22 protein-coding genes are annotated in these 18,607 nt (G+C 71.4%); 14 read left to right on the top strand and 8 right to left on the bottom strand.

The genetic code is table 11. The annotated features are described in order from the left end of the window. The first annotated feature begins 111 nt into the window (after nt 1-111). Complete coding sequence (locus AB0I71_RS28340; protein ID WP_099846999.1) at nt 112-345, top strand: hypothetical protein; 234 nt, start codon at nt 112-114, stop codon at nt 343-345. A gap of 200 nt (nt 346-545) precedes the next feature. Here the strand turns inward: AB0I71_RS28340 and AB0I71_RS28335 are convergent, their stop codons facing one another. The 3 genes from AB0I71_RS28335 to AB0I71_RS28325 all read right to left on the bottom strand — a co-directional run bounded on the left by AB0I71_RS28335 (nt 546) and on the right by AB0I71_RS28325 (nt 3,384). Next, the gene (locus AB0I71_RS28335; protein ID WP_357589717.1) at nt 546-2,276 is read right to left on the bottom strand and encodes a DEAD/DEAH box helicase; all 1,731 of its coding nucleotides are present in this window, start codon (nt 2,274-2,276) and stop codon (nt 546-548) included. Nucleotides 2,277-2,472: 196 nt separating this feature from the next. Further along, on the bottom strand, nt 2,473-3,126 hold the full coding sequence (locus tag AB0I71_RS28330; protein ID WP_357589715.1) for a TRIC cation channel family protein: 654 nt from the start codon (nt 3,124-3,126) through the stop codon (nt 2,473-2,475). 39 nt (nt 3,127-3,165) lie between these two features. Next, the gene (locus tag AB0I71_RS28325; RefSeq protein ID WP_099847002.1) at nt 3,166-3,384 is read right to left on the bottom strand and encodes a DUF3039 domain-containing protein; all 219 of its coding nucleotides are present in this window, start codon (nt 3,382-3,384) and stop codon (nt 3,166-3,168) included. 88 nt (nt 3,385-3,472) lie between these two features. On the opposite strand from AB0I71_RS28325, the gene AB0I71_RS28320 reads away from it, so the two are divergent. Next, nucleotides 3,473-4,408 carry a pseudouridine-5'-phosphate glycosidase gene (locus AB0I71_RS28320; protein ID WP_357589713.1) on the top strand — a complete coding sequence of 312 codons (936 nt, stop codon included), beginning with the start codon at nt 3,473-3,475 and terminating at the stop codon, nt 4,406-4,408. Nucleotides 4,409-4,413: 5 nt separating this feature from the next. Beyond that, complete coding sequence (locus AB0I71_RS28315; protein ID WP_357589793.1) at nt 4,414-5,349, top strand: PfkB family carbohydrate kinase; 936 nt, start codon at nt 4,414-4,416, stop codon at nt 5,347-5,349. 16 nt (nt 5,350-5,365) lie between these two features. Here AB0I71_RS28315 and AB0I71_RS28310 read toward each other — a convergent pair whose 3' ends face one another. After that, nucleotides 5,366-5,728 (bottom strand): DUF3099 domain-containing protein, encoded by a 363-nt coding sequence (locus tag AB0I71_RS28310; protein WP_357589711.1) that lies wholly within the window; start codon nt 5,726-5,728, stop codon nt 5,366-5,368. A gap of 110 nt (nt 5,729-5,838) precedes the next feature. On the opposite strand from AB0I71_RS28310, the gene AB0I71_RS28305 reads away from it, so the two are divergent. Beyond that, a complete protein-coding gene (locus AB0I71_RS28305; protein ID WP_099847004.1) occupies nt 5,839-6,138 on the top strand; it encodes a hypothetical protein in 300 nt (99 codons plus the stop codon). 2 nt (nt 6,139-6,140) lie between these two features. Beyond that, nucleotides 6,141-6,452, top strand: coding sequence for a hypothetical protein (locus AB0I71_RS28300; protein ID WP_357589791.1), 312 nt, complete (start codon nt 6,141-6,143; stop codon nt 6,450-6,452). A gap of 139 nt (nt 6,453-6,591) precedes the next feature. Here AB0I71_RS28300 and AB0I71_RS28295 read toward each other — a convergent pair whose 3' ends face one another. Beyond that, the gene (locus tag AB0I71_RS28295; protein WP_357589708.1) at nt 6,592-7,818 is read right to left on the bottom strand and encodes a low temperature requirement protein A; all 1,227 of its coding nucleotides are present in this window, start codon (nt 7,816-7,818) and stop codon (nt 6,592-6,594) included. Between the two features lie 33 nt (nt 7,819-7,851). After that, on the bottom strand, nt 7,852-8,433 hold the full coding sequence (locus AB0I71_RS28290) for an HhH-GPD-type base excision DNA repair protein (protein ID WP_357589706.1): 582 nt from the start codon (nt 8,431-8,433) through the stop codon (nt 7,852-7,854). A gap of 118 nt (nt 8,434-8,551) precedes the next feature. On the opposite strand from AB0I71_RS28290, the gene AB0I71_RS28285 reads away from it, so the two are divergent. The 3 genes from AB0I71_RS28285 to AB0I71_RS28275 all read left to right on the top strand — a co-directional run bounded on the left by AB0I71_RS28285 (nt 8,552) and on the right by AB0I71_RS28275 (nt 12,358). Beyond that, the gene (locus tag AB0I71_RS28285; RefSeq protein WP_357589704.1) at nt 8,552-9,607 is read left to right on the top strand and encodes an iron ABC transporter substrate-binding protein; all 1,056 of its coding nucleotides are present in this window, start codon (nt 8,552-8,554) and stop codon (nt 9,605-9,607) included. 65 nt (nt 9,608-9,672) lie between these two features. Continuing rightward, the gene (locus tag AB0I71_RS28280; RefSeq protein ID WP_357589789.1) at nt 9,673-11,208 is read left to right on the top strand and encodes an iron ABC transporter permease; all 1,536 of its coding nucleotides are present in this window, start codon (nt 9,673-9,675) and stop codon (nt 11,206-11,208) included. Nucleotides 11,209-11,284: 76 nt separating this feature from the next. Next, on the top strand, nt 11,285-12,358 hold the full coding sequence (locus AB0I71_RS28275) for an ABC transporter ATP-binding protein (RefSeq protein WP_357589702.1): 1,074 nt from the start codon (nt 11,285-11,287) through the stop codon (nt 12,356-12,358). 101 nt (nt 12,359-12,459) lie between these two features. Here the strand turns inward: AB0I71_RS28275 and AB0I71_RS28270 are convergent, their stop codons facing one another. Further along, nucleotides 12,460-13,680, bottom strand: coding sequence for a S8 family peptidase (locus AB0I71_RS28270; RefSeq protein WP_357589700.1), 1,221 nt, complete (start codon nt 13,678-13,680; stop codon nt 12,460-12,462). Between the two features lie 176 nt (nt 13,681-13,856). Between AB0I71_RS28270 and AB0I71_RS28265 the strand changes: the two genes are divergently transcribed. The 5 genes from AB0I71_RS28265 to AB0I71_RS28245 all read left to right on the top strand — a co-directional run bounded on the left by AB0I71_RS28265 (nt 13,857) and on the right by AB0I71_RS28245 (nt 17,222). Beyond that, complete coding sequence (locus AB0I71_RS28265; protein ID WP_357589698.1) at nt 13,857-15,341, top strand: methyltransferase; 1,485 nt, start codon at nt 13,857-13,859, stop codon at nt 15,339-15,341. Nucleotides 15,342-15,393: 52 nt separating this feature from the next. Next, the gene (dtd, locus tag AB0I71_RS28260) at nt 15,394-15,816 is read left to right on the top strand and encodes a D-aminoacyl-tRNA deacylase (protein WP_357589696.1); all 423 of its coding nucleotides are present in this window, start codon (nt 15,394-15,396) and stop codon (nt 15,814-15,816) included. Nucleotides 15,817-15,893: 77 nt separating this feature from the next. Further along, on the top strand, nt 15,894-16,358 hold the full coding sequence (locus AB0I71_RS28255; RefSeq protein WP_357589694.1) for an SRPBCC family protein: 465 nt from the start codon (nt 15,894-15,896) through the stop codon (nt 16,356-16,358). Next, a complete protein-coding gene (locus AB0I71_RS28250) occupies nt 16,355-16,693 on the top strand; it encodes a metalloregulator ArsR/SmtB family transcription factor (protein WP_357589692.1) in 339 nt (112 codons plus the stop codon). The genes AB0I71_RS28255 and AB0I71_RS28250 overlap by 4 nt, the downstream gene beginning before the upstream one ends. A gap of 88 nt (nt 16,694-16,781) precedes the next feature. Next, nucleotides 16,782-17,222, top strand: a complete 441-nt coding sequence (locus tag AB0I71_RS28245; RefSeq protein ID WP_357589690.1) for an SRPBCC domain-containing protein — start codon at nt 16,782-16,784, stop codon at nt 17,220-17,222. 23 nt (nt 17,223-17,245) lie between these two features. Here AB0I71_RS28245 and AB0I71_RS28240 read toward each other — a convergent pair whose 3' ends face one another. After that, on the bottom strand, nt 17,246-18,034 hold the full coding sequence (locus AB0I71_RS28240) for a sporulation protein (RefSeq protein WP_357589688.1): 789 nt from the start codon (nt 18,032-18,034) through the stop codon (nt 17,246-17,248). Between the two features lie 272 nt (nt 18,035-18,306). Here AB0I71_RS28240 and AB0I71_RS28235 point away from each other — a divergent pair. Next, a partial coding sequence (locus AB0I71_RS28235) for a sigma-70 factor domain-containing protein (protein ID WP_357589686.1) occupies nt 18,307-18,607 on the top strand: 301 nt, incomplete at its 3' end.

The following is an 18,607-nucleotide window of genomic DNA, read 5'->3' as shown; positions in this document are numbered from 1 at the left end:
CCTCGGTCCCCCGCGGGCACACAGGGAAGGCGAGGCCCGGCAAGGGTGTTGCACGATAGGTGACCAAGACCGAAGAGAGTGTTCATCGGTGACGACCAGAGGAGGAAGGCGATGACCCCGACCCTCACGCCGCCGCCCGAGACGGTGAGCCCCCCGGCCGCCGATGAACGGTGCGACCGCTGCAATGCCGCCGGCAAGCTCCGGATCACCCTGTCGGGTGGCAGTGAGCTGGTGTTCTGTGGGCACCACGCCAACAAGTACGCCGAGGATCTCGTCAAGATCACGGTGCGGTACGCGACGGACCCGGAGTTCACCTGGCGCGGCGCTGACCTGATGGCCAACTGAGGGCTCAGCAAACCCGACATAAGCCGGCCGGAGACATCCCAAGGATGTCTCCGGCCGGCTTTTCGCATCCCACCCACCCGCGCATCGCCCACCCGCGTTGATCAAGAAGTTTGCGTCACCGTCGACGCCGTGTCGTGACGCAAACTTCTTGATCAAGGCGCCGGTGAGGTGGGTGGGATGGGTGGGGAGGCCGGGGTGGGTCAGAGGGTTTGGACGGTGGCTATGCGTTCTTCGAGTTGCTCGATGGTGGCCTGGGCGCTGGGGGGACCACCGCAGAGGCGGCGCAACTCGGCGTGGATCTTGCCGTGGGGCTGGCCGGTGCGATGGTGCTGGGCGGCGACCAGGGCGTTGAGCTGACGACGCAGTGCCACCCGGCGCTGGGCGGCGCTCATCGGTGCCGCCGGAGCGGACTCGGGCGCTGCGGATTCCGTCCGCCGCTCGGTCGCCCGACGCCGCTGGGCGGCGAGCTGATCGGCCTGCCGCTTGGCGAGCAGCGACGCCACCTGTTCCGAGGTGAGCAGCCCGGGCAGGCCCAGGTACTCCTCCTCCTCGGGGGTGCCGGCCTGGGCCGCCGTACCGAACGAGGCGCCGTCGAATATCACCTGATCCAGTTCGGCGGTGGCGGACAGCGCGGCGAAGCGCTTCTCCAGTTCGCCGCTGGCCTGCTCATCGCGTTGAGCCCGGTCGAGCAGGTCGTCGTCGAAGCCCTCGCGGTCCTTGGGCTTACCGAGCACGTGGTCCCGCTCGGCCTCCATCTCGCTGGCCAGCCCGAGCAGGTGCGGCACGCTGGGCAGGAAGACCGACGCGGTCTCCCCCGGGCGTCGGGCCCGGACGAAGCGCCCGATCGCCTGCGCGAAATACAGCGGGGTGCTGGCACTTGTCGCGTACACACCGACGGCCAGCCGGGGGATGTCCACGCCTTCGGACACCATCCGCACCGCGACCAGCCAGCGTTGCTCAGACGCCGCGAACGTCGCGATCCGGGCCGAGGCGCCCACGTCGTCGGAGAGCACGACAGCCGCCCTCTCCCCCGTCACCTGCTCGATGAGTTTGGCGTACGAGCGGGCCGCCTGCTGGTCGCTGGCGATGACCAGGCCGCCCGCGTCCGGCATGCCGGCCTCCCGCAACACGGTCAGCCGGGCGTCGGCCGCCCGCAGCACCTGGGGCATCCAGTCGCCAGCCGGGTCCAGGGCGGTACGCCAGGCCTGGGCGACGAGATCCTGGGTCATCGGCTCACCCAGTCGGGCCGCCAGTTCCTCCCCGGCGTTTGTCCGCCACCGGGTCTCCCCCGAGTACGCCAGGAACAGCACCGGGCGCACCACGCCGTCGCGCAGCGCGTCGCTGTAGCCGTACACCGAGTCGGCCCGGGAGCGCAGCAGGCCGTCGCCGCCCCGCTCGTAGCTGACGAACGGGATGGGGTTGTCGTCGGACCGGAACGGCGTACCGGTCAGCATCAGCCGGCGGACGGCGGGCTCGAAGGCCGCCTTCACCCCGTCACCCCAGGTACGCGAGTCACCGGCGTGGTGGATCTCGTCGAGGATGACCAGGGTCCGTCGGGTCATGGTTCGCCGCCGGTGCACCTGTGGCGCCATTCCGACCTGCGCGTAGGTCACCACGGCACCGTGGAAGTCCGCCGAGGAGTGCAGGTCGGCGTTGCGGAACGCGGCGTCGAGCTGGATGCCCACCCGGGCCGCGGCATCCGCCCACTGCGTCTTCAGGTGCTCGGTCGGCGCGACCACGGTGACCGCCTCGACGCTGCCGTCGGCGAGCAGCTCGGCGGCGATCCGCAGGGCGAATGTGGTCTTGCCGGCCCCCGGTGTGGCGACCGCCGTGAAGTCCTCGCCGCGACGGCGCAGGTACTCCACCAGAGCCTTGCGCTGCCAGGCACGCAGGGGCGGAAACGTCTCGAGCGCCGGCGTCCGGACTGCCACGCGTTCGCTCCTCTCCGGCCGCACGGGGATGTCCCGGCCGCAGGCCGGCGGACCCGGGCCGAGGGGCACGGCGGTAACCCCACGAAAATGCCTCCGCGCAGCCGAGCCGCGAAGGCCGACTCAGCATAACCAGGCCCCGCTGTGGTGCCCACGCGACGCCACACCTGTCACAGTGGTGCCGTTCGCCACTGGCGGCTCACTCCGGCGGCGGTCCCGACAGGCCGGTGCGCGGCGGCCGCAGCGTCGCCACCGGCGCCGACCAGCGCCGTCGCAGGGCCACCAGGCGTACGCCGAAGACCAGCACGACGGCGGCGGTGAGCGGGATCGGCCCGGTGTGGCCGAGGCTGTTCAGCAGCACCACCACCACCGAACCGACGAGCGACGCGACGGCGTATATCTCCCGCCGCAGTACCACCGGGATCTCACCGGTGAGCAGGTCGCGGACGAGTCCACCACCGATCGCGGTGATCATGCCGATCAGGCAGGCGCCGACCGCCGGGACCTGGGCGTCGAGAGCCTTGAGGGTGCCGGCGACGGTGAACAGGCCGAGCCCGGCCGCATCCAGCACCAGGACGGTGGTACGCAGCCGGGCGAACTGCGGATGCAGCCAGAAGATCGCCGCGGCGGTCACGGCTGCGGTGCCCGCGTAGCGCCAGTCGGCGAAGGCAAGCGGTGGGACCTCGTCGATGACCAGGTCCCGGACGATTCCGCCGCCGAGGGCGGCGACGAAGCCGACGAAGACCACGCCGAAGAGGTCGAGCCGTTTGGCCACCGCCGCGGAGGCACCCGAGGCGGCGAAGACCGCGACTCCGGCCAGGTCAGCCAGGAGCAGGGCGGTGGAGGTGGTCACCGCCGCAGGTTACGCGGCCCGCCGCGTGGGCCGGAGGCTTCACTCGCGGTACGAGTCGTAGATCTCCTTGCACTTCGGGCAGACCGGCGAACCCGGTTTGGGCGTCTTCGTCACCGGAAACTTTTCCCCGCACAGCGCCACGACGAAGGTGCCCATGACGGCACTTTCGGCGATCTTTTCCTTCCGGACGTAATGGAACATCTCCGGACCGGTGTCGGCGTCCTTGAGCTCGGGACGTTCGAGGACCTGTGTATTCACGTCTGCACCTCCAACCGACAAGTCTGGCAGGTCACCCTCACCCGGTCCACCTGAGGTGGCCCGGGTGGCGGGCGTACGGTGAGCGATTGTGACCGACTTTCACCTTCGCTACGGCACCGAGGTGGCCCGGGCACTGCGCGAGCAGGGTCCCGTGGTCGCTCTGGAGAGCACAATCGTCTCGCACGGCCTGCCCCGGCCGGACAATCTCCGGGTGGCCCGGGAGATCGAACAGGCCGTCCGGGACGCCGGCGCGGTGCCGGCCACCATCGGCATGGTCGGCGGCGAACTCGTGGTGGGGCTCGACGACGCCGAGCTGACCCGGCTGGCCACCGCCGACGGCGTGACCAAACTCTCCGTACGCGATCTCGCGGTGGCCGCCGCGACCGGCGCGGACGGTGCGACCACCGTGGCCGCGACGAGTGCCGTGGCGGCCGCGGCGGGCATCGCCGTGTTCGCCACCGGTGGGCTGGGCGGGGTGCACCGTGAGGCGGCGCAGACCTTCGACGAGTCGGCGGACCTGGTCACCCTGGCCCGTACGCCTATCGCTGTGGTCTGTGCCGGGGTGAAGTCGATCCTCGACGTGGGCGCCACCCTGGAGCGACTGGAGACCCTCGGGGTGGCCGTGGTCGGCTACCGGACCCGCCGGTTCCCGGGTTTCTTCATCACCGACGGCGGTTTCGACCTGGACTGGTCGGTCGACTCCCCGGAGCTGGTGGCCGACGTGCTGGCCGCCCGCGAGCAGCACCGCGCACACCATGGCGGGCTGATCGTCGCCAACCCGCTACCCACCGACGAGCAGCTCGACCCGGGCCTGCACGACCGTACGCTCACCGAGGGTCTTGCCCGGTTGGAACGCGACGGGGTGACCGGCAAGGCCGTCACGCCGTACCTGCTGGCCCATTTCCACTCCGCGACGGAGGGTGCCAGCCTGGCGGTCAACGTCCGGATCATCCTGCGCAACGCCGAGCTGGCCGCCCGGATCGCGGTCGCGGCCGCCCAGCGCCGGGCCGACGCGTCGGCGTGACCGGGGTGACCGGGAACGGCGGCGGGCCGGTCGGGCCGGGGCGGGGCCACACCGGCCGGGTCCTGGTCGTCGGTGACGTGGTCACGGACGTGGTGGCGGTGCTCTCCGGCCCGTTGGCGCCCGGCTCCGACACCCCGGCGACCATCAGGTCCACCGGGGGTGGGCAGGCGGCCAACACCGCTTCCTGGCTGGCCGCTCAGGGCGTACCGGTGACCCTGGTGGGGGCGGTCGGTGACGATGGCGCCGGGCGTGACCGGGTGGCGGAGCTGACGGCTGCCCGGGTCGACTGCGCGGTGGAACGGATCGCCGGGTCCGCCACCGGCACGGTGATCGTGCTGACGGCCGGTGACGAGCGCACGATGGTCACCGAACGCGGAGCGAACGTACGGCTGCGTCCCGGGCACGTGGACGCGGCGCTGGCCGGTACGCCGGACGCGACACACCTGCACCTGTCCGGGTACACCCTGCTGGACGCGGACTCCCGACCGGCCGGTCTGCGGGCCCTGGCCGGCGCGCGCGAGCGCGGTCTCACCACAAGCGTCGACGCGGCCTCGGCGGCACCGCTGCGGGCGGCCGGTACGGCGGCCTTCCTGGACTGGGTACGTGAGGTCGACCTGCTGCTGGTAAACGTCGACGAGGCCACGGTGCTGGCCGGCGGGCTCGAACCGGCGGCGCAGGGCAGGGCGCTTGTCGCCGCCGCTCGCCGCGTGGTGGTCAAGCGCGGCGGTGCCGGCGCGGTCTGGGTCGACCGGGACGCCACCATCGTCACCTCACCGGCGCATCGGGTGACGGTGCGGGACGTGACCGGGGCGGGTGACGCCTTCGCGGCGGGTCTGCTGGCCGCCTGGCTGGCCGGTGCGAAGCCCGACGCCGCCCTGGCCCGGGCGTCCGATCTCGGTGCCGCGGCGGTGGCGCAGGTCGGTGCCCGACCGGCCGGTTGAGCCGCGCCGGGGCGGATCAGGGCTCGGCGTCGATGATCTTGTGCGGCCGCTCCTCGGCGGCGAGGCTCATCGGGGGCGGTGCCGCCTCGGTGGCCGAACGCGAAGAGAAGCGGTTGGCGAGGCGGTGGCGCTCCTTGGGCGGCCGGTCGTTGGCCAGCAGCACCGCGAGCCACGGGATCAGCACCATGCCCAGCGCGACCAGGGGCAGCCAGAGCCAGAGCAGGGGTGCCCGCACGCCGACCAGGACCGCGCCGACGATCACGCAGGCGACGCGGATGCCCATCATCACGACGTAACGCCGCTGCCGGCTGGTCAGTTGATCATCCTGGCTGCGTGAGGCGTCGGTGATGAGGATCGGCTGGTACGCCTGACGCTTCACCGTGGTACCTCCTCCGGAGGGGTCGCACTCCATCCTGTCACCCTGACCGGGCGAGCGACGAGGATCGTGACCGCCGATATTCGTGTTACGCCCGTGGTACGCTCACCCGTGTGGGCAGCAGGTTCAGCTTCACCGACGAGGCGCTGGCCAATCTGCGGGTCTACGACGTCACGCCGAGGGAAGTCTGGGAGGCGCTGCACAGCGGCCGGCGGGTGATCCGCCACCTCGGCGACGACGTGATGGTGGTCTACGCCACCACGACCCACGGACGCCGGGTGGCCGTGCTGCTGGCCGAGGCCGACGGCGCCGACAACGACTGGGACGTCCTCTCCGCCCGCGAGCTGAGCGACGTCGAGACCAAACGCTACGACGAGGCCGTGCGGAGATCTCCGGAGACGAGGAGGCGGTGACGATGAACCGTCACGACGCGACCAAGCAGTTCCACGGCGGCGGCGACCGGATCGCCGATCTGATCGACGAGAGCCAGGCGGTGGAGCTGCCCGCCCCCGACACCGAGACACCGATGGTCAGCCGGTCGGTCCGGCTGCCCCTGGAGACGTACGAACGGGTCCGGGCCGCCGCCGACGCCCGGGGCATCGGCGTGACGACCCTGATGCGGCAGTGGATCGAGGCGGGCCTGGCCGACCTGGACGACTCCGCGACCGTCTCGCTGGCCGACGTCCGGCGGGCCATCGCCTCCCTCGCCCATCCGCACGCCGCCTGAGCGGGCCACCGACCCCGCACGCTGCCTGAGCGGGCCACCGACCCCGCGCGCCACCAGCGTGGACCGGCAACCCCGCAGGTGGTGAACGCGGTCCGGCGCACCCGCAACTGAATCCCCGGGCGGGCGCGGAGCACGCGGGTCAGGTCGGGAAGTCGCCGCGACGGGGGTCCACCCGGCCCAACGGAGACGCCGACGGCTCCATGGGCTGGTGCCGGGCACGCAACCCGTCCACGACGGCCACCACCGTCAACCCGCCGGCGACCACGGACAGCGCCAGCATCGGCGTACCGAGCAGGAGCAGCGGCGCGGACCCGGCCAACGCCAGCATCATCAGCAGCCGGCGGTGGGCGATCCGGGCGAAGATCTCGTACTCGAAACGGGCCCGCCCCAGCAGGAACAGGGCCGGGCCGCCGACAACGAAGAACAGCCATGCCGGCTCGACCCGGTCGAACGGCTTAACGATGACCAACTCGTAACCCACTCCGGTGAGCAGTACGCCGAGCACCATGACCAGGTGCGTGGTGGAGGTGGACACGCCGAGTCGACCCGGCGACCGAGCCATCCGCAGCGCCTCGACGAGCAGGTGCCCGGCCCGGTAGAAGTAGATCCGCCAGAGCAGTGCGGTGGTGAAGACGGAAACGGTGAAGGCCGCCGCGGCCAGCCGTCCGAACCCCTCGCCGCTGTAGGTGATCCCGATCACCAGGATCGTCTCGCCGAGCGCGATGAGAAATATCTGCTGGTAGCGCTCCGCCATGTGCTCGCCGGTGATCAGCCAGGCCGAGACCGGTGCCCGCCCCAGACCGGGTACCGGCCAACCCAGCAGGTAACCGGCCATGTCGATGGTGATGGCCAGCGCCCACAGCCCGAACCGCAGTTCATCCGGCCCGAGCGCACCGGCCAGCCAGAACACCCCCGCCAGCGCCGCCCAGGCGGCCAGCCGCCAGGGCACGGTACGACGCGGATGTCGCCCCAGCACTGCGGCGATCAGCAGCGGGCGGCCGATCACCGACGCCAGGTAGGCCACGACGAACGGCAGCGCGCGCTCCTCGAACGCCCGGGGCAGGGTGACGGCCATCACCAGGCTGCCGAACATCGTCCCGACCACGACGAACTGGATCGTCAAGGCGTCCGGCTCGTACCTGCTGGTGACCCAGGTCATCAACGTCCAGACGTGCCACAGGGCGAGGAACAGGATCAGGGCCTCCAGGAAGCCCATCACGGTCAGCCCGTGCTCGATCTCGTCGATCAAGCGCACCGACACCCGGGTCAACGCGAAGACGAAGGCCAGATCGAAGAAGAGCTCCAGGAAGGTGGCCCGGGACGATCCGGTGATCCCACGCAGCAGCGCGCCGCCCCGCTGCGCCATCGCCGCCCCCTGCCATCGTCGGAGGCGGCCCGGTCAGTCGCCGCGCGCGCTCGCCTTCGCCGCCGCCTTCATCTGCTGTTTGTACTCCCGAACCAGGCGCAGTGACTCGCCATCGGTGACATCGGCGACGGACCGGTGGGCATCCGGATCGCCGTAGTCACCGGCCGCCTCCCGCCAACCCGGCGGCCGCACCGCGAACCGCTTGCCGAGCAGCGCGAGGAAGATCTGGGCCTTCTGCCGGCCGAAGCCGGGCAGGGCGGTGATCCGCCCGAGCAGTTCGCGGCCGTCGGCCGGGTCCGCCCAGAGCCGGGCGGCATCGCCGTCGTAGCGCTCGACAAGCACCCGGCAAACCTCCTGCACCCGGGCCGCCATCGCCTTGGGAAACCGGTGCAACGCGGGCGGCCGGGCGAAGATCGCCACCAGCGCCTCCGGATCGAACCCGGCCAGTTCCCGGGCGTCCAGGTCGTGTCCGAGCCGCTGGGCCAGCACATACGGCGAGGAGAACGCCTTCTCCATCGAGACCTGCTGGTCGAGCACCATGCCGATCAGCAAGGCCAACGGATCGCGGGCCAGCAGGCGGTTCGCCTCCGGGTCAATAGGCAGTGCGAGCGTCATGCCCTCATCCTGCCTGTCCGTCGGGGGTTGACAGTGATCCGCCACCCACCCGATGCACAAGTGAGGTTAGGCTGTGCTAACTTCCCTCCGGTCGTCCAGACCGGAAGAGGGGTTCACCGTGCCAAGCACCCGCCGCGCCACCAGCGCGCTACTCACCGCCAGCCTGCTCGTCCTCGGCCTGGCCGCCTGTGGATCCGGCGGAGAGGACGAAGCCGGTTCCGGCGATCAGGGCGACAAGCAGATCACCGTCTACAGCGGGCGCAGTGAGCAGTTGGTCAAGCCGTTGCTGGAGAAGTTCACCGCGCAGACCGGCATCTCCGTACAGCCCCGGTACGCCAGCACCGCGCAGCTCGCCGCCCAGTTGGTCGAGGAGGGCGACAAGTCCCCGGCCGACGTGTTCTTCGCTCAGGACGCCGGTGCCCTCGGCACCGTCGCCAAGCGCGGCATGTTCAGCACGCTGCCCGAGGCGACCACGTCACAGGTGCCGCAGAACTACCGGGCCGGCACCGGCCAATGGGTCGGCGTGAGCGCGCGGGCGCGGGTCCTGATCTACAACCCGGACCTGGTCGCGGCCGACCAGTTGCCGAAGTCCGTATTCGACCTGGCCGATCCGGCCTGGAAGGGGAAGGTCGCCCTGGCTCCGACGAACGCCTCGTTCCAGGCGTTCGTCACCGCGATCCGGGTGCAGCACGGTGACGCCCGGGCCGAGGAGTTCCTGGCCGGGCTCCAGGCCAACGACCCGCAGATCCGCGACGGCAACGGCAAGATCGTCGAAGACGTGAACAGCGGCACCGTCGCGGTCGGCCTGGTCAACCACTACTACCTCGGGGAAATCGCCAAGGAACAGGGCACCACCCCGGAAGCGCTCAAGGCCAAGCTGCACTTCTTCCCCGGCGGTGACACCGGCGCCCTGGTGAACGTGGCCGGCGTGGGCGTGCTCAACCGTGCCGCCAACGACCCGGACGTGCAGCGGTTCGTGGACTTCCTGCTCGGTCAGGAGTCGCAGGCCTACTTCGCCGAGCAGACGTTCGAGTACCCGGTCATCGGCGGCGTGCCGGGACCGGCGTACGTGCCGCCGCTGGCCGACCTGTCGGTGCCCGAGGTCGACCTGAACGACCTGGACACGCTGGACGCCACCGTCACCATGATCAAGAATTCGGGGCTGGTCCCCTGACCGCTCCGCCGACCACCGCAGGGCCGCCCGCCACCGGGACGGCCCTGTCGGTCGTCTCCGGCCGGCTGCGGAAACTGGCCCCCCGCCCGGCGCTGCTGGCCGCCTCCACCGCTGCGGTGGCCGTCGCCCTGATCCCGCTTGTCTATCTCGCGGTACGCACCGCGGAGGCCGGTGCGGACCGGATCGCCGCTGAACTCTGGACCGAACGGGTCGGTCTGCTCGCCCTGCGCAGCCTGGGCCTGGCCAGTGTGGTCACCGTCGCCTGCGTCCTGCTCGGTGTCGGCACCGCCTTCCTGGTCACTCGCACCGATCTTCCCGCGCGGCGACTCTTCGCCGTGCTGGCGGCGCTGCCGCTGGCGGTCCCCACCTACATCGCCGCCTTCGCCTGGGTCTCGACAGCGCCCCGTCTGGAGGGCTTCTGGCCGGCGGCCCTGGTGCTCACGCTCTGCTCCTACCCGTACGTGCTGCTGCCGGTGGCAGCCGCGCTGCGCGGTGCGGACCCGGCCCAGGAGGAGGTCTCCCGGTCGCTGGGGCGCAGCGGCTGGCGTACCTTCACCGCCGTCACGTTGCGGCAGGTCCGGCCGGCCACCGCCGCCGGGGCGTTGCTTGTCGCGCTCTACGTGCTCTCCGACTTCGGCGCGGTCTCGATCCTGCGTGCGGAGACCTTCACCCGGGCCATCTTCGTCTCCTTCGACCTGGGCTTCGATCGCACCGGAGCGCTCGTACTCTCCAGCGTGCTTGTCGCGCTGACCGTGCTGCTGCTGGGCGGCGAGACCACCACCCGCCGTCGCGGTGCCCGGTACGCGCGGCTTTCCGGCGCGCGCCGTCCAGCGTCCCGGCTGTCGCTCGGTCCGGCCCGCTGGCCGGCCATGGCAGCCCTGGTAGTTGTCGCCGTACTGGCGCTCGGTGTGCCGGCGGCCAGCCTGGGGCGGCGACTCGCCGCCGGCACGTCCCGTCCGGGGGCGTTGCCCGAGGTGCTCACCGCCGCCGGGAACTCCCTGACCGTGTCGCTGGCCGGTGCTGCGTTGACCATGCTGCTGGCACTGCCCCTCGGCCTGCTCGCGGCCCGTGCGCCGGGCCCACTGACGACCGCACTGGACCGGTTGGCGTACCTCGGTCACGCGCTGCCCGGTGTGGTCATCGGGCTCTCTCTGATCTTCTTCGGCATCAACGTGGCGTACCCGCTCTATCAGACGCGGTGGTTGCTGGCCCTGGCGTACGCCACGCTGTTCCTGCCACTTGCGGTCGGAGCGGTGGCCAGCGCCGCCGCCCAGTCCCCCGCCCGGCTGGAGGAGGTGGCACGCTCCCTCGGTCGCGGGCCCTGGACGGTGCTGCGGACGGTGACCCTGCCGCTGATCCTGCCGGGCATCGGTGCAGGTGCGGCGCTTGTGTTTCTCACCGGTATGAAGGAGCTTCCGGCCACCCTGCTGCTGCGTCCCACCGGGACGGACACCCTGGCGACCGAGTTGTGGACCAGCACGGCCGTCGGTGCGTACGCCGCAGCGGCACCCTATGCCGTGTTGCTGGTGGTGATCTCGGCCCTGCCCACCTGGCTGCTGGTCGCCCGCAGCGGGCTGCTCGACAAGGAGAAGCGCGCATGAGTGAACGTCGGCGAACGAGTCATCGACACGGCGCGCTGGTGCCTCAGGCCGGCGCGAGGCGGAGCGGAGAGTCGGCATGAGCGAGGTCGTGGTCAGTGGTGTGATCAAGCGGTACGGCCGGGTGACCGCCCTCGCCGGGGTGGACCTCCGCGTACCGTCGGGCCGGTTGACCGCTGTGCTCGGGCCGTCCGGCTGCGGCAAGACCACCCTGCTGCGCTGCCTGGCCGGTTTCGAGCGGCTGGACGCCGGGGAAATCCGCATCGACGGCGCCCTGGTGGCGGGCGGCGGGCGACACCTACCGACGCACCGGCGCAACATCGCGGTGGTGCCCCAGGAGGGTGCCCTCTTCCCGCACCTGAGCGTGGCGGACAACGTCGGCTACGGCCTTGACCGGGCGACTCGGCGTTCCGATCGGATCGCGGAGGTGCTGGCACTGGTCGGGCTGGCCGGGCTCGGCACCCGCATGCCGCATCAGCTCTCCGGCGGGCAGCAACAGCGGGTGGCGGTCGCCCGCGCCCTGGCACCCAGGCCGTCGGTGGTGCTGCTGGACGAGCCGTTCAGCGCCCTCGACGCGGGCCTGCGCGCCGGGCTGCGCCATGACGTCCGCGACGCGCTGCGGGCCGATGGCGCGACAGGCGTACTGGTCACCCACGACCAGGGCGAGGCACTGTCGGTGGCCGACCAGGTGGTGGTGCTCCGCGACGGGCGGGTGATACAGGCCGCCGCACCGGCCACGGTGTACCGCGAGCCGGCCAACCCCTGGGTGGCCGAATTCGTCGGCGACGCGGTGCTGCTGCCGGCAGACGTCGAGCAGGGTGTCGCGCGGACCGCGCTTGGCCTGGTGCCGGTCACCGGCGCCGTGCCCGACGGTCCGGTCACCGTGCTGGTACGCCCCGAGCAGGTCCGCCTCACGGCCGGTCCGGGCGGGGTCACCGCGACCGTCCTGCGACACGACTTCCACGGCCACGACGCACTTGTCGGTCTCGGGCTGACCGACGGTACCCGGATCACCGCCCGGGTCCTCGACGGCGACGCCACCGTGGCCCTGGGTGGCGAGGTGACGGTACGCGTGGACGGCGCGGCCCGGGCCTTCCCGGCCGATCCGTCGGTCGGCCGGCCGGTGCCCACCCCGGTGCGGCTGGCCGGCTGAGGCCACCGCACACCACGACGACGCGAAGCGGCCCGGCGGATCGATGTCGGTCCGCCGGGCCGGTTCACGTCAGGGCCAATTGAAGCCGGCTCGCGTCAGGGTCAGTTGACCACGAACAGGAGGCGGTTCGGGGAGCCGCTGCCCGGGCTGGTCACCACGCCGGTGGTGGCGTTGTTGATCAGGTAGCTCTTGACCTGGGCCGGGGAGTAGGACGGGTTGGCACCGAGCACGAGAGCGGCGGCGCCGGCCACGTGCGGCGAGGCCATCGAGGTGCCGCTGATCGTGTTGGTCGCGGTGTTGCTGGTGTGCCAGGTCGACGTGATGCTCGAACCCGGCGCGAAGATGTGCACGCAGGAACCGTAGTTGGAGAAGGACGAACGGGCGTCGGTGTTGGTGGTCGAGCCGACGGTGATCGCGGTCGAGGTGCGGGCCGGCGAGTAGTTGCAGGCGTTGGCGTTGGAGTTGCCCGCCGCGACCGCGTAGCTGACACCGGAGGCGATCGAGTTGGCGACCGCGTTGTCGATCGAGCTGCTGGCTCCGCCGCCGAGGCTCATGTTCGCCACGGCCGGCTTCACCGCGTTGGCGGTAACCCAGTTCACGCCGTTGACCACACTGGTGGTGGTGCCGCCGCCGGAGCAGTTGAGCACCTTCACCGCGACCAGGCGGACGCCCTTGGCCACACCGTGGGTCGAACCACCGACGGTGCCGGCGACGTGGGTGCCGTGGCCGTTGCAGTCGGTGTTGTTGCTGTCCACCGTGTTGGTGCCCCAGGTGGCCCGGCCGCCGAACTGGTTGTGGCTGGTCCGGATGCCGGTGTCGATGATGTACGCCCGCACGTTCGAGGCCGTGTTCGGGTAGGTGTAGGTGGTGCTCAGCGGCCGGTTCCGCTGGTCGATGCGGTCCAGGCCCCAGGTCGCGTTGGTCTGGGTCGCCTGGAGCGTGACCACCTGGTCCTGCTCCACGTAGGCCACCGCCGGGTTGGCCGCGAGCCGGGCCGCCTGAGTGGCGCTCATCTTGGCCGCGAAGCCGGTGAGCGCGGCGCTGTAGGTGTCGGAGACCTTGCCCCCGTACCGCTTGACCAGGGCGCTGGCCCGGTCCGGAACGGCGGCACGAGCCGTCGACGAACCGGCGGCACCGACGGCGTCGGTGCGCAGCACGACCAGGTAGCTGCCGCTTACCGCGTTCGACGCGCCGGCGCCACGGATCTCGCCGGTCGGTGCGGCGACCGCCGCGGTGGTGCCGGCCGCCGAGACGGCCGCCGCGGTGGCGACGACGGCGAGCGCCCGGATGAGCTGCCGTCGCGCGGTGGACCCTGAGGACATGGTGCCTCCCTTACCTGGGCGGCCGACCGGGCTTCTGGCCGGGCGGTCCGCACCCTGGACTGAGTTGGAGAGATGCTAGCGTCAGATCGATGAATATGACAGGGATGTCCATCGATTGATTTCCAATGTCACGGGCGGTGCTCTCCCGACCCGACCTCACCAGGCAGGATGACGGTGTGGACGGACACGACATGCTGCTCTCCCCCGCCGGCGTCGAAGCGCTGCGGACCGCGCTGACCCGGGCCGCCTTCACCGCGAACGGCATCGCCGCCCGGCTCGGCCCGCAGGCCACCGGCGGGGTGGCCCGCAACGACTTCCGGGCCGCGCTGCGGGCCACCGCCGACCGGGACCCACTCGCCACCCTGATCCGGGTGTTCATCTGCGAGCAGACCGAGCCGGAAGCCGCGGTCGCCGCCGCGCTGGCCCCGCTGCCGCTCAGCGACGCGCTCGCCGCGGGACTCGTCGAACGGCACGACGACGGACTGCGGATGGGCCTGGACCTGGAGCCGTACGGCGACGACTGGTGGGTCCTCGCGGACGTGCCGGCCAGTGCCCGCCCCGGCCATCCGCTGCACGCCGAGCACGTGCTCGGCATCGGCGGGGCGACGCAGACGATGATCGGCGCCGCCGTCCGGCGGCCGGTGGACAGCGCACTGGACCTGGGCACCGGTTCGGGCGTGCAGGCCCTGCACCTGGGCACCCACGCCCGGCGGGTGACCGCCACCGACGTGTCCCGGCGAGCGCTGCGCTTCGCCGCCACCACCGCCGCCCTCAACGGCCAGGACTGGGAACTGCTGCGTGGCGACATGGTGGCCCCGGTCGCCGGCCGACGGTTCGATCTCGTGGTGAGCAACCCGCCCTTCGTGGTCGGGCCGGGCACCACCACCCACGTCTACCGCGACTCCGGTCGGGTCGGCGACGCGATCGGCGCCGAGCTGGCCGCCGCCGCCCCGGGACTGCTCACCGAGGGCGGCACCATGCAGTACCTCGCCAACTGGGTGCACGTGACCGGTGAGGACTGGGGCGAGCGGGTGGCCGGCTGGTTCGCCGGCACCGGCCTGGACGCCTGGGTCATCCAGCGCGAGATCGCCGACCCGATGGCGTACGTCAACCTGTGGCTGACCGATGTCGGGGAGGCCGCCGACCCGCAGCGGATGGCCGACTGGCTCGACTGGTTCGACGCGCACAAGGTGGAGGCGATCGGTTTCGGCGTCGTCTCGCTGCGGCGGAGCGGGCACGACGACCCGGTGCTGCGGGTGGAGGACCTGCGCCAGCGGGTGCAGCCACCGATGGGCGATCGGATCGCGGACTGGTTCGACAGGCAGGACTGGCTGCGCGGACGCGACACCGACGGTCTGCTCGCCGCGCGGTACCGCGCCGCCGACGGCCTCCAACTGCGCCAGGAGGCGACGATGGGCTCCGACGGTTGGGCGGTGGACCGGCAGGTCCTCGCCATGCCCGACGGGCTGCGCTGGACCGAGGAGATCGACCCACTGGTGCTGGCTCTGGTCGGCGGGGCCGACGGGCGGTTGCCGCTGCGGGACCAGTTGGCGCTGCTCGCCGTCGCCCACGACGTGGCCGCCGAGGAGCTGGCCGAGGCGGCCGGGCCGATCGTGGCGCACCTGGTGGAGCGGGGCTTCATCGCGCCGGTGCAGCCGTGAGGCGCCCGATGCCGGCACCGTCGGCAAGCGTCCACACGCCGGTGGTCGCCTGATGCGGGCGGTGGTGCAGACCGTCGGCCGGGCCACCGTGACCGTCGACGGTGAGGTGGTCGGCGCGGTCGACGACGGGTTGCTGGTGCTGCTCGGGGTGACCCACACCGACACCCCGGAGACCGCCCGGACGATGGCCCGCAAGGTGCACGAGCTGCGCATCCTGGACGACGAGCGGTCGGCGGCGGAGATCGGCGCGCCGGTCCTCGTGGTCAGCCAGTTCACCCTCTACGGCGACGCCCGCAAGGGCCGCCGGCCGAGCTGGACCGCGGCCGCCCCGGCCGAGGTGGCGGAGCCGCTTGTCGAGGAGACGATCCGGGCACTGCGCCAGCGCGGCGCGACCGTCGCGACCGGCCGGTTCCGCGCGCACATGCTTGTGGAGAGCGTCAACGTCGGCCCCCGCACCATCCTCCTCGACCTTTAATGCAACCAGTGGTTGCACATCTGCGGGTCGCCCCATAGAGTCAGACGCAACCACAGGTTGCATGTCTGGAGAAGCGCATGGAGTACGGCAGCATCGAGCGGGAGATCCACGTCGACGCCACACCCGAAGTGGTCTACGAGGTCGTCACGGCGCCCGAACATCTGCGGCAGTGGTGGCCGGACGACGCGGATCTCGAGCCGGTCCCCGGCGCCACCGGGACGGTCTCCTTCGGCGACAACTCCACGCCGAACGTGCAGGTCGTGCCGCTCACCGTGGTGGAGGCCGACCCGCCCCGGCGCTTCTCGTTCCGGTGGGTGTACGACGACCTCGCCGCCCCGACGCCGACCAACTCGCTCCTGGTCACCTTCGAACTGGTCCCGTCCGGCGCGGGGACGCTGCTGCGGCTCACCGAGACGGGGTTCCGGGAGCGGGGCTGGGAAGCGGCCGTGCTCGAAGAGCACTACCGCGACCACGTCAGCGGCTGGGACTTCTTCCTGCCCCGTCTCGTCGGATACGTCGAGCGGTTGGTGTCGACCCGATGAGCGTCACCGTCGACGACGATCTCTGGTCCGCCGTCGGGGACCCGACCCGGCGGCGGATGCTCGACCTGCTGTTGAGTGAGGGCGGCGGCACGGCGACCACGCTGAGCGAGCAACTACCGGTCACCCGGCAGGCGGTCGCCAAACACCTGGGCGTGCTCGGCCGGGTCGGACTGGTCTACGGCACGCCGTCCGGCCGGGAACGGCGCTACGAGGTCGACGAGGCGCAACTCGCCCGTGCCGTCGCGCAACTGTCGTCGGTCGGCGCCACCTGGGACGCCCGGTTGCGTCGGATCAAGCGGATCGCCGAGGCGATCCAGCGCGGCCAGCAGAGCTGAACCCACCCGAACCTGCGTCGCCATGTCCGTGGCGGCGTGATCCATCCTGCCCGCATTCGGGCATCTTCAACAGAGACGAGGTATCACGATGCTGGACATCCTGCACCGGGTCGGCGTCACGTCGGCTCCCGAGGAGGTCTACGCGGCCCTGACCACTGTCGACGGGCTGGCGAACTGGTGGACGGAGCAGACGGACGGCGACGGAGACGTCGGCGGAGTGCTCCGGTTCCGGTTCATACCCGGCGGCTTCGACATGAAGGTCCTGGAAAGCCGGCCGGCCGAACTGGTGCTCTGGGAGGTCGTCGACGGTCCCGAGGAGTGGATCGGCACCCGGGTCCGGTTCGAGCTGAAGCGCGAGGACGACTTCACGATCGTGCTGTTCCGCCACGAAGGTTGGCGGGAGCCGGTGGAGTTCATGTATCACTGCAGCACCAAGTGGGCGATCTACCTGATGAGCCTCAAGAGGCTTGTCGAGACCGGTAAGGGTGAGCCCGCGCCGCACGACGTGCAGATCAGCAACTGGCACTGACGTACGGCGCGGGTCCGCGGAGTTCAGCCGAAGAGGCCGCGGCGTTGCAGCGACTGACGCAACCAGCCGTCGAGCTGGGCCGCCCAGTCCGTGTTGGCCGCCGAGGCGTGCTCGACGGCGAACCGGCCGAAGACGTCGCGGCCCTCGGTGAACAGCCCGCCCCGCTTGTCCAACTCCAGCACCACCTGCACCTGCCGGGGATCGGTGACGAAGGTGACCTCCAGCTGCTTCATCGCGCCGGCGTACTGCGGCGGCGGGTAGAACTCGATCTCCTGGTAGAACGGCAGCGTCTGGTGGACGCCGTAGATGTGCCCACGCTCCACGTCGGCCCGGGCGAATCGGAAACCGAGCCGCAGCAGCGCCTCCAGCAGGCGCTCCTGGGCCGGCAACGGGTGCACCGCCACCGCGTCCAGGTCACCCTTGTCGACGGCGCGGGCCACCTCCAGCTCGGTACGCAGACCCATGGTCATCCCGTGCAGGTGCTGCCCGTACAGCACGGTGAGCGGGGTCTCCCACGGCACCTCGAACCGGAACGGGACGTCGTAGCGCTGCCCCGCCTCCAGCCGGAACGGGCCGGTGACCTGCTGGCGCTGGAACTCCTGGTTGGTGGCGTACTCGTTGTCGCCGCTCTCCACCTCCACCCGGGTGAGCAGCCCCAGGGCCACGTAGGACACGTCGACCACGTGGTCGCCGCCGGTGACCGCGATGCTTCCCTCCAGGTGGCCGCCCGGCCGGCAGTTCGAGTTCGACAGCACCGTCTCCACCGACGGGCCACCGACTCCCATCGCCTGCATGAGCCGTTTGAAGACCACAATTGCCTCCGTCGTTCGATCGCCCGCATCCGGGCGGGTACGCCGGCCCGACGGCCGACCGCTGGCACGGTAACCGGCGCCGCCAAGCCGGGACGGCCGAACCGCCGGACCGCTGCGTGACCGACCGGCGACTCAGCGACGGTCGGTCACGCAGAGACTGTCGGTTCCCCGATCGCCTCACTCCCGTTTTACGCCCCGACCGCCAAGCTGTTTGTCACCGGCGGAACTGGCCGGCGGACACGGCACGGACGTGGACACGGGGAGAGACTGAGATGGCCCAGCAGATGACGGAGCACCGGACGCACGCCGGCACCGAGGCGGAGCACGGCGTCGACACCCTGACCGACCTGGACGCCACCGACGAGCGCGGCGTCTCCACCGACCTGGTCCGGGCATACCTCAACGGAATCGGTCGGACGAAGCTGCTCACCGCGGTACAGGAGGTGGACCTGGCGAAGCGGATCGAGGCCGGCCTGTTCGCCGAGGAGAAGCTCAGCACCTGCACCCCGGTCTCCGAAGAGCTGCGCGCCGACCTGGAACTGGTCGCGCGACAGGGCCGGGCCGCGAAGAACC

The sequence above is a fragment of the Micromonospora sp. NPDC049891 genome, from assembly GCF_040660295.1.
Taxonomy (GTDB): Bacteria; Actinomycetota; Actinomycetes; order Mycobacteriales; family Micromonosporaceae; genus Micromonospora.
Note: the sequence above shows the minus strand (reverse complement) of the source record. Positions and strands in the feature narration are given on the sequence as shown.

What these genes read in the sequence shown, in the direction of transcription:
- AB0I71_RS28270 (WP_357589700.1), bottom strand. Translation starts at nt 13,680, where the DNA reads ATGTCCTCAGGGTCCACCGCGCGACGGCAGCTCATCCGGGCGCTCGCC.
- AB0I71_RS28275 (WP_357589702.1), top strand. Translation starts at nt 11,285, where the DNA reads ATGAGCGAGGTCGTGGTCAGTGGTGTGATCAAGCGGTACGGCCGGGTG.
- AB0I71_RS28255 (WP_357589694.1), top strand. Translation starts at nt 15,894, where the DNA reads ATGGAGTACGGCAGCATCGAGCGGGAGATCCACGTCGACGCCACACCC.
- AB0I71_RS28250 (WP_357589692.1), top strand. Translation starts at nt 16,355, where the DNA reads ATGAGCGTCACCGTCGACGACGATCTCTGGTCCGCCGTCGGGGACCCG.
- AB0I71_RS28340 (WP_099846999.1), top strand. Translation starts at nt 112, where the DNA reads ATGACCCCGACCCTCACGCCGCCGCCCGAGACGGTGAGCCCCCCGGCC.
- AB0I71_RS28290 (WP_357589706.1), bottom strand. Translation starts at nt 8,433, where the DNA reads ATGACGCTCGCACTGCCTATTGACCCGGAGGCGAACCGCCTGCTGGCC.
- dtd (WP_357589696.1), top strand. Translation starts at nt 15,394, where the DNA reads ATGCGGGCGGTGGTGCAGACCGTCGGCCGGGCCACCGTGACCGTCGAC.
- AB0I71_RS28300 (WP_357589791.1), top strand. Translation starts at nt 6,141, where the DNA reads ATGAACCGTCACGACGCGACCAAGCAGTTCCACGGCGGCGGCGACCGG.
- AB0I71_RS28245 (WP_357589690.1), top strand. Translation starts at nt 16,782, where the DNA reads ATGCTGGACATCCTGCACCGGGTCGGCGTCACGTCGGCTCCCGAGGAG.
- AB0I71_RS28295 (WP_357589708.1), bottom strand. Translation starts at nt 7,818, where the DNA reads ATGGCGCAGCGGGGCGGCGCGCTGCTGCGTGGGATCACCGGATCGTCC.